Consider the following 13,655-nt stretch of genomic DNA (forward strand, 5'->3'; position numbering starts at 1 on the left):
TACCTATAAGTTTCCAATGTAATGGAATATTCTCCGTAAAAAAGTTTAAAATTTTATGTTTTGAATCAAGCAAAAAAGACTACACCGTCCTTTTACGGACGAAGTAGCCTTTAGATCAGCTCATATGTGTATAACAGTTGTGATCCTTACATTCGAATAGCCTACAGGTTCTGACCCTTTCCTGCCACCAAGGTGAATGTCTTTGGTATTCCTTTATCATAAACATCCGAGGATAGATTGGGTTCTTCGATCAATTGGCGGATCACAAGCCCGGAACTGGCAGCAGCTGTTACAATTTCTCCAAGCGTCCAGCGGCGCCAATATACAACGCTATGTTCCTGTTCGTCTATTGGTTTGCCTGTGGAAGGCAAATACTTAGAGTACGAGACCTTTTTTTCTTCCAATGTCGTATCGAAATAGTCCCCGCTAACTTTGTGCTTACGAACCTTCGCTGTAGAACCCTTAGAGGATATAAGCTTAGTTGTCACAGGATGGAAATCACGTAGAACAAAAATCCCACCAGGAGAAAGTAAATGGCGGACGGTTTCCATAAACGGTGCTAGGTCGGTAAAGTAGTGTACAATTCCTAATTCAGCAAATACGATATCATATGAACCATCAAGCACGTGATCTGGCAGCTTAAGAACATCTGATACGATATAGTTAAGCTGAACACCTGCTTCTTGTGCGAGATCAGCTGCATAACGCGCATTAGCTTCTGAGAAGTCAGCAACAGTAAGGTCCGCTCCAAGTAATGACAGCGCGACTGCTTTCATTCCGTTTGATCCCATGAGATTCATCATCTTTTTACCCTGTACATCTCCAAAATAAGAAGAGAGCGGGTACAGCTTTGCACTTGGTTCCTTAATTAACTTGGCTGCAGCCTCAGACGGTGTACCAAATCGAGCAACCCAAGCTGTGTACGTGTCTTCGTTCCATAGTTCCTCACTCGTTGGCGCAGTGCCTTTTCCAGGATGCAGTTCTAAATTTTGATCTTGTTCTTCCATACCTTGCGACCCCTTTATGATTAAAATATCTGTTATGAAGCATTCTGAATGGCATCTGCCACCTGAATCGTTTTCTTTCTTCCAGCGTACAAATATACGCCAAGTCCTAACATAACCGAAAGTCCACCTGCCCATTGTAGCGCAGTTAATTGTTCACCCAAGAGCAGATAAGCAAGGATACTAGCCCCCACTGGTTCTCCTAAGATGTTCATAGATACCGTAGTTGCGGATACATACTGAAGCAGCCAATTAAATAAAATATGGCCAAACACCGTAGGAACCACTGCTAGCAATAGGAAAATCCCCCACTCTTTCGCAGGATAATTGAAAAAGGAAATCCCCATAATCAGATTGTATATGGCAAACACACCAGCCGCTGATAAGAAAACTATCAAGCTGTACAGGTATGAGGGCATGCGCACTACAAGCTTTTGACCGATAAGCATATGCACAGCTACCGCTACTGTTCCTCCAACCGATAACAAATCACCTTTAAGATTATCTGCAGAGATACCAATATCTCCCCAGCCGATAAACACTACTCCGCCAATAGCAATACTCAGCCCCAGAATAGCAGACACAGCCGTTCTTTCCTTATACAAAAAATAAACGCCCAGCATAATAAACACTGGCTCCAGCGCCATGATCATCGTTGAACTAGCTACCGAAGTATACTTCAAAGAGCCCATCCAAAGCAAAAAATGTAGAGCTAGCATAGTGCCTGAGAGCACTAGCATGATCCAGTCTTTTTTACGAAGAGCGAACGCTGCTCCGCTGTATGGTCTTGCAAAAGGCAACATCAGCAGCGAGGTGAACAACAGCCGATACATTCCTTGTATAGATGCTGGCGCTGCTGACCACTTAATAAAAATGGCGGAAAAAGAGATGGCCACAATCCCAATCAACATTAAAATCGGAATAGGAAGTGGCGGTTTTTTAAGCTTCACATGGTACGCGTCCTTTCACTATCTTAAGTCACTTATGTTAATTTAACGCAGACCGTGAAAAAATGCATCTATTTTCATTAGATTTCACTAAAAAAAGCATAAGCAATGTCATTTCTGACGAGAGCTCATGCTTCTTAAAGGCTAAGGTTTCAGAACCACCTTTATGCAATCCTCTTTTTTCTCACTAAAAATGTCATAGCCATGCTCCGCTTTGCTGATAGGCAAGCGATGTGTAATGATATCTGTTGGATCAAATTTATTCTCTTTAATCATCTTATAAAGCAAAGGCATATAGTGAATCACTGGAGCCTGTCCCATTTTTAAAGTAATGTTGCGTTCAAATAGATGACCCAAAGGGAACATATTGTAATTAAGCCCATAAACTCCTACAAGCTGAATAGTTCCGAATTTACGTAAGATATCCGAGGCCATTCTAAATGCACTGAGTGAGCCTCCCTGTAGCTTCAGAGTGGTTTCCACTTTCTCCAAAGCAGATATTTTGGCATCCAAACCTACACAGTCAATAACTACATCTGCTCCCCCATGTGTTATCTCCTTCAAATGAGCTTCAATATCCTTAATCTCTTCAAAGTTGTAAATTTCGACATTATTGGTCAGCTTCGCATGCTGCAGACGGTAGCCAATATGATCAACTGCAATTACTCTTGAGGCGCCTTTGATCCAGGCATACTTCTGAGTAAGCAGACCAACAGGCCCGTAGCCGAGAACAATGACTGTATCCCCTGGCTTCACTCCGCCGCTTTCTACTCCCCACCAAGCAGTAGGAACAATATCAGATAAGAAAAGAATTTTCTCATCTTCCATTTCTGCATCCTCAGGAACGACAAAAGGGCCGAAATTACCATAAGGAACCCGCAGTAATTCGGCTTGCCCTCCTGCAAAGCCCCCATAAGTATCGGAATAACCCAGATATCCGCCTGTATCCTTGGCGTCATTAGCATTGTCGCATTGACTCTCCATCTCATGCTGGCAGAAGTAGCACTGACCACAGGCTACATTAAAGGGAATAATGATCCGGTCGCCTTTCTTGACCTTAGTTACGTCTGGACCGGTCTCCTCAACAATGCCCATGGGCTCATGACCAATAACATAGTCATCATGCATACCTGGAATTTCACCGTTAAAAATGTGCAGATCTGAGCCACAAATCGCTGTAGAAGTAATTCGAACGATAATGTCATCCTTTTTCTCAATCTTCGGATCAGCAACCTCTTTAACTTTCACTTTCTTCTTCCCTTGGTAGGTTAATGCTTTCATGCTGTTAAGCCGCTCCTTTGAGTATAGCATAGGATAGAACGATAACGTGTCTTCTATGTTATAACCCATTACCTTATCCTCTTATCCATGAAGAAGCGGAGAATACATCATAAGCGCATAGTTATCCGTTACAGCTTCATCTCCAACTAGGTCGCCGGTACGTGTGAATATTTTTCGACTGATCTTATTGCTACGGATATATCCGCCCCATGGTTCTAGGCTTATCCGATGATCACTTTCGTACACTTCATATTTATAAAGGGACTGCTCATCGCATCTCCATTCCCCATGCAAATGGCTGTCATCCAGCCAGAGCTTTAATTGATACGTTTGATTCGTGTTATTCTTCACTTGAAGATCCAAATAATTATAAGAACAGGTGGCCCCGCTTCCAAATGGCTGTGTACGCTGTTCATCTGGAAATACATCATAGCTGTGCCGATGCCGTTCTGTAACCGTAAGAGGTGTATGCAGTGTCAACCAGTAGATCAGATTGGACAACTGGCACAGTCCCCCGCCGACTCCAGAATGGAAGCCACCATAATGCAGCACCATCCCCTCTAGATACCCTTTTCGCTTACTGGGCTTACCGATGCTTCTCCAATAGGAAAAAGTCTCACCCGGGCGCACCATGAGCCCATCCAGCTTCGTTATCGCCAGACGTAAATTGGTTATTTTATTGTATTGAAGCACCATATCTACATTCCGTAGACTTCTTAATAACGGTGTAGCATGAGTCATTACTTCATTAGATAAAATTTCACTAGTGCGCTGCTTCGCCACCTTGCTGCGGCTAGTGCACCATTTCAAATATCTTTTCCAAATAAAATATCGCTTTCCGGCAAATAGTCTAAGTCGAGAACGCTGAATAGGTTTCATGGCAGCCTGAGGTGTACTCATCTAGAACTGAACCTCGCTTTCAGCTCGTAACTGGGCGAATCTCCCTCCGATTACTGCATTATGATGCTTAACGATCTCACTACTATTCAGTACCCCATTATCAAAGGTGCTATGAGCATCTTGTACGAGAACACTCTTATAACCCATACTGTATGCGCGTCTTATTGTCGTATCTAGGCAGAACTCACTTTGCATCCCACAAATCACCAGATTCGTGATCCCCAGCTTCTGTAGCTCCTCTTGCAGTTCGGTTCGGTGAAAAGCATCCCAAGTAGGCTTCTCCACAATAACTTCACCTTCCTGCGGTGTGATGCGGTGACTGATCTGCCATGTGGGCGTACCTTTTGTATATTCCTCATCCTCGGTGTGTTGAATATAAACTATTGGAGTACCTGCTACCCTAGCTTTGTTCTGAAGGGAAATAATTCTCTCCATTACACCCTCTTCATCATACAGCTTTTGATCAGGATAGGAGAACATAGCTTCTTGAACATCGATAATTAATAGTGCAGTTGAATTTCCCATTTAGTACCTCCTACAACTTTTATGAAAATCATACCAGATTATGGGACATTCTATCTACTATTTAAAGGCTTAAATCAATAAAAAAAGGGCATCTGCTGAGCAGACACCCATTACATTTAAATACTTTTTACTTGCCACGCTTATTATGCCAGATCAATGCATGCAGCTGTGGAAGGACACGTACTCTATTCATCTCAGAGTCTATGATTACTTTATTAAACAACCATTCCAGCCTTCCCAAAAGTCGAGCAGAAATGTCGCCTTCTTCAGTGACATCATCATTCCCAGGCTGCAGAAAGAGCTTTACATTGGGATATCGCTGGTGAATGTCTTTTGCATAATCAAAATCCTTATCGTCAAACACTACGACCTTCAAGCTATGCATAGAACGACCCAGTTTCTCCATTTTACTCATGATGTTATCTAGAATTTCCCAATTCGTCGTCATTCCTGAGCTTGGGGGTTTAGGGCTAATTGTCAGCACATCCACGTCATTGAACCACTCCTGCCATTTACTCCCCTGAGTTTCTATTGCAGCTTGAATCCCGCGCTCATGTAGCAGGTTAATAAAAGTGCCCATCCCGTCACCAATCAAAGCAGGATTTCCGCCTGAAATCGTAACACAGTCGAAATTATCTCCAGCTATAGCTAAAAGTTCATTCATAATTTCATCCGAGGTCATCATTCGAACCTTATCCTTAGCAGTACCATCCCAAGTAAAAGCAGAGTCACACCAGCCACAGCGATAATCGCAGCCATAGGTGCGGACAAACATCGTCTTCACTCCAATTACCGCACCTTCGCCTTGAATAGTTGGACCGAACATTTCAATTACAGGAATCTTACTCACAGTCACAGCCTCCATATAAACTGTAGGATGGCCCTTCATCCGGAACATCTTCAGCCAGCACCTCTGCCCAGGAGGTTGGAGTCTCCCATAGCTTTACCGAGTACAAAGGCAACCCTGCTTGCTTAAGCTTGTAGGCAATATATGAAGACATATTCTCCACTGTGGTGCGGAAAGACAACAAGGCTACTTTGGAGCCCGTATTCGTTAACGTCTCTAACACAGGTTCATTTCCCATAGCGAGAAAAGCATGATCTAGACGGTCTACAAGGCTTTGTTGCACTGTCGTCTTGATATCACTGAAGTCAATAACAAACCCTTCGTCTGAATGGCCTTCCGTAGCCTCTGGTTTGCCCTTAAGCACTACTTCGAGCTTATAAGTATGTCCGTGCAGATTGCTGCATTTCCCTTTGTGACCAATTAGTTGATGCGCCGCATCAAACGTAAATATTTTGCAGACTGAAACCTCGTTAAGCATTAAGAACCGGCCTCCATTCTCTCCGCCTCATATTGCTCAAGACCACGCTGACGCAACAGACAGGCTGGACAAGTACCGCAGCCACTGCCAATAATACCGTTGTAACAGGTCAATGTGTGTTCGCGAACATAATCAAAATAACCAAGTTCATCTGCCATCTTCCACGTTTCTTTTTTATCCAGCCACATCAATGGAGTGTGTATCGCAAACTCATAGTCCATAGATAAATTCAGCGTAACATTCAATGATTTCACAAATACATCACGGCAGTCCGGATACCCGCTAAAGTCCGTTTGGCAGACACCAGCGACGATATGGGAGTAACCCAATTGTTTAGCTAATATTGCGGAAAAAGACAAAAATAACAGATTCCGTCCGTCAACAAATGTACTAGGAAGCTCATCACCTTCGCCAGCAACGATATCAATATCCTGGCGGGTTAGTGCATTTGGTGCCAGCTGATTAAGCAGCCCAAGATCAAGGATATGCTGTTTTACATTAAACTTAGCTGCTATTTCTGTAGCAACTTCGATTTCAGCCGCATGACGCTGATTATAATTAAAGGTAACTACCTGCACTTCCTCAAACTGCTTCATTGCCCAAACCAGGCAAGTGGTGCTATCTTGTCCGCCGCTAAATACGACGAGTGCTTTTTTGTTCATCTTAATCTCTCCTTATCAACTTGTTGGGATTAGCGGTTATCCACTTTTTCCGGATAGAGGTCGTGATTCATTAAGCGGTGCTCCGCCATCGCCTCATACTTCGTACCCGGTCTTCCATAGTTGCAATAAGGATCAATAGATATTCCTCCACGCGGAGTGAACTTGCCCCATACCTCAATGTATCGTGGGTCCATCAGTGAGATCAGATCATTCATAATAATGTTGACGCAGTCCTCATGAAAGTCACCGTGGTTACGGAAGCTAAACAGATACAGCTTTAATGATTTAGATTCCACCATTTTCTGTTCAGGAATATACGAAATATACAGTGTGGCAAAATCCGGCTGGCCTGTAACAGGACATAAGCTAGTAAACTCAGGGCAGTTGAATTTAACAAAATAATCACGCCCTGGATGCTTGTTATCAAACACCTCAAGAATAGCTGGATCATAACCAAACTTGTACTGCGTTCCCTGATTACCAAGTAAAGTGACTTCTTGCATTTCCTCTTTCAATCTTCCTTCTGACACGACAAAAAACCCCTCTCTTTTCCTTCGGCCTTGGCCGGTAATGGAAAGAAGAACGAGATTTCGAAAACTTTGCTCCACTAAGAAGAAACGGAAGCAACGTCCGGGTTAAGGACTGCATCCGCTTATAAGATTTAATATACTCTTAGTTTTTTATAGAGGGAGTTCGCGAACCTCTCCTGCACAATCCGTGCAGACTTCTTCTTCATGCATATTGCGTCTTGAACTATACCACGGTAATTTGCTTCTGACAAGTTCTACGCTTTGCCCGTCTTCCAAATCCAGAGCGAAAGCACCACAATCCACAAGAGTAAAAGCAGGCTTTCTAGGAGCAATACTCCTTCTCCATTTAGAATACTGTTCAAATTCTGGACGATTTCAATACTTGGCAGAATAACAAAGATCGGATAGGTCCATTCTGGAAGAGCGACGTACACAGAAGCTACTAAGAAAAAAACAACCATAAATGCGGAGCTGATGGCTGAACCATTTTTGGAGGAACTTACCTTTAAACCAATGATAATTCCAACTTGCACAAAGATAATTCCACCCAATAACATATACAATAAGGAAGGGAGTAAATCCATTGTCAAACCTTGATTTAGTACATAAACAATCATCTGTGATAACAAAGAAAAAACAAGAACAGATCCAGCTTTCGCAGTAATAATCTGGCCTCTGCTTAGCGGAGTAATCAACAGCGCATCATAAGTCTTACTCTCCCGCTCCTCAATTAATCCTGGGCCGGTAATCATGATCCCAACCATCACTTGCGCAAATAATATCCATGTAGAAAGAAGCATGAAGTCCAAACCGCTCTTGTCCACTACAGTAATGATGATTTTAGCCATAAATATAGGCAAAATTATTAGAATTACAGTCGCAGGATTACCCAGTATATCCTTACTTTCATGTTTAAACAGCTTCCATATCTGATAACTCAACTTAGCTCACTTCCCGTCAGGGCAGCGAATACATCTGCCAGCGAAGCTTCTTTGCTGTGCATACTTAGAATTTGATTCGTAGACATTAACTGATAGATATGATCTTTAGTAGCTTCTTCTGCAATCGGCCAGGATTTCATAACCACTTTACCATCCTGCTGATATTTAACTTCAATTTCTGGTTTACCATAAATGGTCTTAAGTCTATGCGGTTCATCGAGTGCCACTAATGCACCAGCGTGCATGATGCCCACTCTAACGCTTAATTCCTCGGCTTCGTACATATCATGCGTCGTTAAGACAATGGTTGTGCCTTCTTCTTGAATTCTCTTGACGTGATTACGTATGAGTGAAGCTGAATTTGGATCTAACCCACTTGTAGGCTCATCTAAAAACAACACTTGAGGCTTATGTAATAATGCTCTGGCGATTAAAACACGCTGCTTCCAGCCTTTGGATAAGCTGCTTACTTTAGCTTTTTCCTTATCTAACAGCTGGAGGGTTTCCATGACTTCATTCACTCGATTTCCTGCTACCCTATACAGATCAGCGAACAGCTCCAGATTATTTCGAATAGAACTACGCATGTATAGGTTCGGAAGCTCGAAAACAACACCAATTTGAGCATGGATTTCTTTTTTATGACGTGAAATATTCATGCCATTAATTAAAATTTCTCCGCTTGTAGACTGAAGAAGCCCTGTCATCATGCGCATCGTTGTAGTCTTCCCTGCACCATTGGGACCTAGAAATCCAAAGACCTCACCTTTCTCCACCGTGAAAGTAATTCGATCAACTGCACACCTCTCCTGATAATATTTTGAGACCTCAGTTAGCTGAATCAATAACACTCCCCCCTTTTTAGAATAGTTAACTTTCTTCTATCCTTATTCTGGTTGTAGAGGATTATCTCTGTTGTTGCTATTCTGTAACATTCGCTATTCCTCAGTACCTTCCTTTGTTCAAATCCGCTCAGATGTGGCAAAAGTAAGGATTCAAATCCTAAGAAAAGGGTAACTTAAACATAATAATCTTCGAGGTAAGGGTGGGATCATCTAATGGAACAAAGTATACAGAAACTTATGGACTGGATTAACAGTCATGTGAATGAAACTATTGTAATTGAAAAGAAAGAGCTTCGTGATCTGGATAAAATTCATTTTAATCTAGAGGCTGTTGAGTTTCGGAGTGCGGAGGATGTTATCGATGATTATCTTGGGAGTGCATTAATATTAAAAGGATTTGGCAGCACTTTAAACGCCGATGGTGAGCTAGTATCGCTACCACACTCCACCTATGACTTAGCTATTGACGGGCTTCGGATTGAGGACATAAGTGATCGCAAGGCTGGAATAACTACTGAGAGAGCTAAATATACCCTTTCAGTGGATTAAGCCATATGTAATGACAGCAAAAGAGCCCACAGTAATCTGTGGGCTCTTTCTAATTAATAGTTACTCTTCCCCAATGATCTCCACTTCAGTTTCAAGCTCCACGCCGAATTTATCCTTCACAGTTTCTCTTACATGGTGAATTAGCCCAATGTAATCGCTGGCGGTTGCATTATCTGCATTTACAATAAACCCTGCATGCTTCTTGGATACCTCAGCACCACCAATTCTTGTTCCCTGCAAGCCACTCTCTTGAATTAACTGACCTGCAAACCGACCTGGAGGACGTTTAAAGACACTACCACAGGAAGGATACTCAAGCGGTTGCTTGGATTCACGCAGATAAGTAAGTTCATCCATTTTCGACTTGATAGCTAATGCATCACCAGAAGTCATAGCAAAATTGGCCTCAAGTACGATGTATTCACCGCTTGCGAACACGCTTTTTCTATAACCCCATTGCAGCTCATCCCCTTGCAGAGTCACTAATTGTCCGCTCTTAGTTATAGCCAGTGCACTATGCAGTACATCTTTAATTTCTCCGCCGTAAGCGCCTGCGTTCATGTATAACGCTCCACCAACCGTTCCTGGAATACCACAGGCGAACTCAAGACCCGTAAGCTCCATATCCAGCGCATATCTGGAAACATCAATAATCTTAGCGCCACACTCCGCATATAAGAGATTGTCTCGAATCCCCACATCCGTTAGTCCTGCCGTTTGCAGAACTATTCCACGCACACCTCCATCACGGATAATCACATTGGAGCCGTTCCCAAGCACCGTAAGGTTTATCCCATTCTGTTCCGCATATGTAACGATCTTTTGAATTTCCTCATAAGTAGCTGGTGCTGCCAAAATATCAGCTTTACCGCCCATTTTGGTATACACGTGATCTTTTAAGTTCTCATGACTCTTCACAATCCCTGCAGTCATTAGCTGCTCTAGGTCATTTTGAATTTTGTCAATATTCATGTTTCATGCTCCTTTAACCATGTATAAATGATGGTCCTTGATCTATTTTTAGTAGTGGTATCATGGATTTGTAGGCAACCACAACTGTAACAACGAACAGGCTCCCTTGTCAATGACGGGAGCCTGTTCGTTGTATGATTTTCAATTATGATTACACAGCTTTGTATGCAGCAAGCTCGTAAGGAAGGCACAGCGGCACACCGGTGCGTGGATCTGGAACAATATCTGCCTCAATTCCAAACACTTCCCGCAGTACATCTGGTGTCATAACTTCAGTAGGTGAGCCTTCACTAACCACAGTACCGGATTTAATAGCTACCATATGCTGTGCATAACGAGTAGCATGATTCAAATCATGCACGACCATGATAATGGTACGGCCTTCTTCCTCATTCAGCTTTTGCAGAAGCTGTAGAACTTCAAGCTGGTGAGCCATATCTAGAAATGTTGTTGGTTCGTCCAGGAATAGAATGTCAGTTTCTTGCGCCAATGCCATAGCGATCCAAGCGCGCTGACGTTGTCCTCCAGATAAGCGGTCAATCGGACGGTCATGGAAAGGCTCCATACCTGTAACAGTGATTGCGTTGGAGATAATGCTGCGATCCTCTGCTGTCATTGTGCCAAATCCTTTTTGATGCGGGAAACGGCCATAGCTGACAAGTTCAGAGACCGTTAGTCCGTCTGGAGCCGTTGGGTTTTGCGGTAAGATCGCAAGCTGACGAGCTACCTCTTTCGTTGAAAAGTTATGGATCGATTTGCCGTCCAGCATTACGCTGCCGCTCTTAGGCTTCATGATCCGGGCCATTGTTTTAAGAATTGTAGATTTTCCAGAACCGTTAGCGCCCACTAGTGCGGTTATTTTTCCCGTAGGGATAGTTAAGTTCAACCCTTTAACAATTGTAGCCTCTGCATACCCAATACTTAACTCTTCTGTGTTCAAACGTTCTGACATGTTAACAACTCCTTAAAAGTTTTATGGAGCGATGCTCCTAGAATGAACTACATAGTAAAACTCGCTTCGTACGCATTATGCTTTCGATTTGGCGAGTAAATATAAAAAGTAAGGTGCACCAATGATCGCAACCACGATGCCTGTTGGAACTTCTGCAGGCTGTAACACCCATCTGCCGATAGTATCAGCAGTAATCATAAGAAGCGCCCCTGTCAACGCACTAGCGGGCAATAATACCTGATGACGGGGTCCCACAAGCTTGCGGGCAAGATGTGGTGCAATTAGGCCGACAAAGCCAATTCCTCCACTTACAGCAACGCAGGAGCCGGCAAGCGCAACTGCTGTCACTAGAAGGAGAATACGCTCGTTCTCCACTCGCATTCCAAGTCCTACTGAAGTATGGTCCCCTAGATTCAATACATTAAGAATACGGGCTTTATAGAAGGCGAACGGTAACAGAATCGCTATCCAAGGTAGCAGAGCAAGGACGAATCTCCAATCGCCACCCCATATTTTCCCGGCGATCCAAGTCGCTACAAACTGATAATTATTAGGATCAAGCCGAAGTGCCAACACCAGCTGGCAAGCGTTAATTCCGGCAGCGACTGCAATCCCGATAAGGATCAACCTTGTTGGAGATAGACCATCTGCTTTTCTATAAGCAAGAATATAGATTAAAGCGGCGGTTAAGCTAGCCCCTCCAAGCGCTAAGAGCGGCAAGACAAATACCGGAGCTGCTGTTGTAGCCGGAAAAAACGAGATAAAAATGATTACCGCAAAACCAGCACCCGCACTTATGCCCAGCGTAGCCGGTTCGGCAAGTGCATTTCTTGCGAGACTTTGTAAAATACAGCCTGACACTGCAAAGCCCGCTCCAACCAACAATGAAATTACGATGCGAGGTAATCTGAAATCAAATAAAATAAGCTTTTGCTGATGAGTTCCATCACCCAGCAGTGTATGTAATACCTCCCGTGGGGATAGACGCATAAATCCTGTATTCATACTGACAATAAAAACAACAACGATCAATATGGCAAGGAGCGATAACACTGTAATAGCACGTGTACGGCGTTCATTATCATTGGGAGAAAGGGTTGTTCTGTGCATTACAGCTCCCCCTTCCGCTTACTCGCTAAGTAAATAAAGAAAGGTACACCGATGATGGCAATTAATGCGCCTAGCGGCGTCTCATAAGGGGCATTTATCATTCTAGCGGCGATATCCGCAAAGATGATCAATACGCTCCCAAGAACTGCCGAACAAGGAATGATCCAGCGATAATCCACTCCGACGAAATAACGTGTTACATGTGGAATAATTAGTCCTATAAAAGCAATCGGTCCAACCATTGAGACTGCACTTCCGGCAAGAACTACTACAACAATCATACATGCCAACTGTACTAATCTTGTCCGCTGCCCCAGACCAACTGCAACTTCTCTTCCTAAGCTGAGCAAGGTGACAGACCGCGCTAACATCATCGCTGCGATTAATGCCACGAACACCCAAGGGAAAATAATCTTGATCTGAGTCCAGCTTGCCCCACCCATTCCGCCAGCCAACCAGAAGGCTATATCCTGGGATAAGTTAAAAAGAATAGCTATGCCCTGACTAACAGCAACCAGTAGTGCACTAACCGCGGAACCTGCCAGCGTCAAACGTAAAGGGGTAAGGCCATTAAAAGATAGCGACCCGATTCCAAATACGATAAAAGACGCTATAGCAGCACCTATAAAACAAAACAACATAAGTGAAGTGAATGAGATCGAAGGTGCAAAAGCAAAAACTATGGCCAGCGCTACACCTGCTCCCGCATTCAAGCCTAACAGACCTGAATCCGCAAGAGGGTTCCTTGTCATCCCCTGCATGATTGCCCCTGCTACAGCGAAGCAAGCACCGACCAAAGCACCTGCTATCGCGCGTGGAAATCGCAGTTCTCTTATCACCTGATGTTTTTGTACATCTGGATTGAAATGAAATATTGCTTCCCATACCGTAGCTAGCCTGATATCTGCCGCACCCACTGAGACCGAAAGTGCCAGTCCAAAAGCAATGGCAGCGAGTCCAAACACTAGAATACCCATTGCAGCTGCCGGTCGGGTATGTAGAGCTTTTTGTGTATCATTTTTATTACGATGTGCGAAATCTGAGGGTGAAACCATGAGTCGTCTCCTTAATCGATAGTTACAATGGTCTATATGATAACAACAATCATTCTC

At 43.5% G+C, this 13,655-nt stretch carries 16 protein-coding genes and 1 riboswitch; of the genes, 1 reads left to right on the forward strand and 15 read right to left on the reverse strand.

The features are described 5' to 3' along the window. Nucleotides 1-161: 161 nt before the first annotated feature. The 11 genes from MHI27_RS16510 to MHI27_RS16560 form a co-directional block, all read right to left on the reverse strand. Entirely contained in the window at nucleotides 162-1,007 is an 846-nt protein-coding gene (locus MHI27_RS16510) for a bifunctional 2-polyprenyl-6-hydroxyphenol methylase/3-demethylubiquinol 3-O-methyltransferase UbiG (RefSeq protein WP_042188610.1), read from the reverse strand. Between the two features lie 32 nt (nucleotides 1,008-1,039). Continuing rightward, nucleotides 1,040-1,954: a DMT family transporter gene (locus MHI27_RS16515; RefSeq protein WP_405174227.1), complete on the reverse strand. Its 915-nt coding sequence runs from the start codon at nucleotides 1,952-1,954 to the stop codon at nucleotides 1,040-1,042. Nucleotides 1,955-2,095: 141 nt separating this feature from the next. Next, nucleotides 2,096-3,232: a zinc-dependent alcohol dehydrogenase gene (locus MHI27_RS16520; protein WP_405176756.1), complete on the reverse strand. Its 1,137-nt coding sequence runs from the start codon at nucleotides 3,230-3,232 to the stop codon at nucleotides 2,096-2,098. An 81-nt stretch (nucleotides 3,233-3,313) separates the two neighbouring features. Further along, complete coding sequence (locus MHI27_RS16525; protein ID WP_262495755.1) at nucleotides 3,314-4,132, reverse strand: VanW family protein; 819 nt, start codon at nucleotides 4,130-4,132, stop codon at nucleotides 3,314-3,316. Beyond that, a complete protein-coding gene (locus tag MHI27_RS16530; RefSeq protein WP_042188616.1) occupies nucleotides 4,133-4,657 on the reverse strand; it encodes a cysteine hydrolase family protein in 525 nt (174 codons plus the stop codon). It abuts the gene before it with no gap. A 127-nt stretch (nucleotides 4,658-4,784) separates the two neighbouring features. Beyond that, a complete protein-coding gene (queE, locus tag MHI27_RS16535) occupies nucleotides 4,785-5,507 on the reverse strand; it encodes a 7-carboxy-7-deazaguanine synthase QueE (protein WP_405174228.1) in 723 nt (240 codons plus the stop codon). Continuing rightward, on the reverse strand, nucleotides 5,500-5,982 hold the full coding sequence (locus MHI27_RS16540; RefSeq protein ID WP_405174229.1) for a 6-pyruvoyl trahydropterin synthase family protein: 483 nt from the start codon (nucleotides 5,980-5,982) through the stop codon (nucleotides 5,500-5,502). Before MHI27_RS16540 ends, queE begins: the two co-directional genes overlap by 8 nt. Further along, nucleotides 5,982-6,644, reverse strand: coding sequence for a 7-cyano-7-deazaguanine synthase QueC (gene queC / locus MHI27_RS16545; protein WP_405174230.1), 663 nt, complete (start codon nucleotides 6,642-6,644; stop codon nucleotides 5,982-5,984). The genes MHI27_RS16540 and queC overlap by 1 nt, the downstream gene beginning before the upstream one ends. Before the next feature lie 29 nt (nucleotides 6,645-6,673). Next, nucleotides 6,674-7,147, reverse strand: a complete 474-nt coding sequence (gene queF / locus MHI27_RS16550; protein ID WP_042193989.1) for a preQ(1) synthase — start codon at nucleotides 7,145-7,147, stop codon at nucleotides 6,674-6,676. A gap of 163 nt (nucleotides 7,148-7,310) precedes the next feature. Next, nucleotides 7,311-7,354: riboswitch (PreQ1 riboswitch) on the reverse strand. Nucleotides 7,355-7,428: 74 nt separating this feature from the next. After that, the gene (locus tag MHI27_RS16555; RefSeq protein ID WP_076298719.1) at nucleotides 7,429-8,115 is read right to left on the reverse strand and encodes an ABC transporter permease; all 687 of its coding nucleotides are present in this window, start codon (nucleotides 8,113-8,115) and stop codon (nucleotides 7,429-7,431) included. Beyond that, nucleotides 8,112-8,960: an ABC transporter ATP-binding protein gene (locus MHI27_RS16560; protein ID WP_405174231.1), complete on the reverse strand. Its 849-nt coding sequence runs from the start codon at nucleotides 8,958-8,960 to the stop codon at nucleotides 8,112-8,114. Before MHI27_RS16560 ends, MHI27_RS16555 begins: the two co-directional genes overlap by 4 nt. 213 nt (nucleotides 8,961-9,173) lie before the next feature. Between MHI27_RS16560 and MHI27_RS16565 the strand changes: the two genes are divergently transcribed. Continuing rightward, a complete protein-coding gene (locus MHI27_RS16565) occupies nucleotides 9,174-9,509 on the forward strand; it encodes a hypothetical protein (protein WP_076283600.1) in 336 nt (111 codons plus the stop codon). A 60-nt stretch (nucleotides 9,510-9,569) separates the two neighbouring features. On the opposite strand, the gene murB is transcribed toward MHI27_RS16565, so the two are convergent. From murB to MHI27_RS16585, 4 genes are all read right to left on the reverse strand, one after another. After that, nucleotides 9,570-10,481, reverse strand: a complete 912-nt coding sequence (murB, locus tag MHI27_RS16570; RefSeq protein ID WP_405174232.1) for a UDP-N-acetylmuramate dehydrogenase — start codon at nucleotides 10,479-10,481, stop codon at nucleotides 9,570-9,572. 151 nt (nucleotides 10,482-10,632) lie between these two features. After that, the gene (locus tag MHI27_RS16575) at nucleotides 10,633-11,433 is read right to left on the reverse strand and encodes an ABC transporter ATP-binding protein (RefSeq protein WP_042188632.1); all 801 of its coding nucleotides are present in this window, start codon (nucleotides 11,431-11,433) and stop codon (nucleotides 10,633-10,635) included. 75 nt (nucleotides 11,434-11,508) lie between these two features. After that, nucleotides 11,509-12,543, reverse strand: coding sequence for a FecCD family ABC transporter permease (locus MHI27_RS16580; protein WP_405174233.1), 1,035 nt, complete (start codon nucleotides 12,541-12,543; stop codon nucleotides 11,509-11,511). Then, nucleotides 12,543-13,598 (reverse strand): FecCD family ABC transporter permease, encoded by a 1,056-nt coding sequence (locus MHI27_RS16585; protein ID WP_405174234.1) that lies wholly within the window; start codon nucleotides 13,596-13,598, stop codon nucleotides 12,543-12,545. The genes MHI27_RS16580 and MHI27_RS16585 overlap by 1 nt, the downstream gene beginning before the upstream one ends. Between the last annotated feature and the right edge of the window lie 57 nt (nucleotides 13,599-13,655).

This window comes from Paenibacillus sp. FSL H8-0261 (genome assembly GCF_045040645.1).
In the GTDB taxonomy this organism is placed as follows: Bacteria; Bacillota; Bacilli; order Paenibacillales; family Paenibacillaceae; genus Paenibacillus_AQ.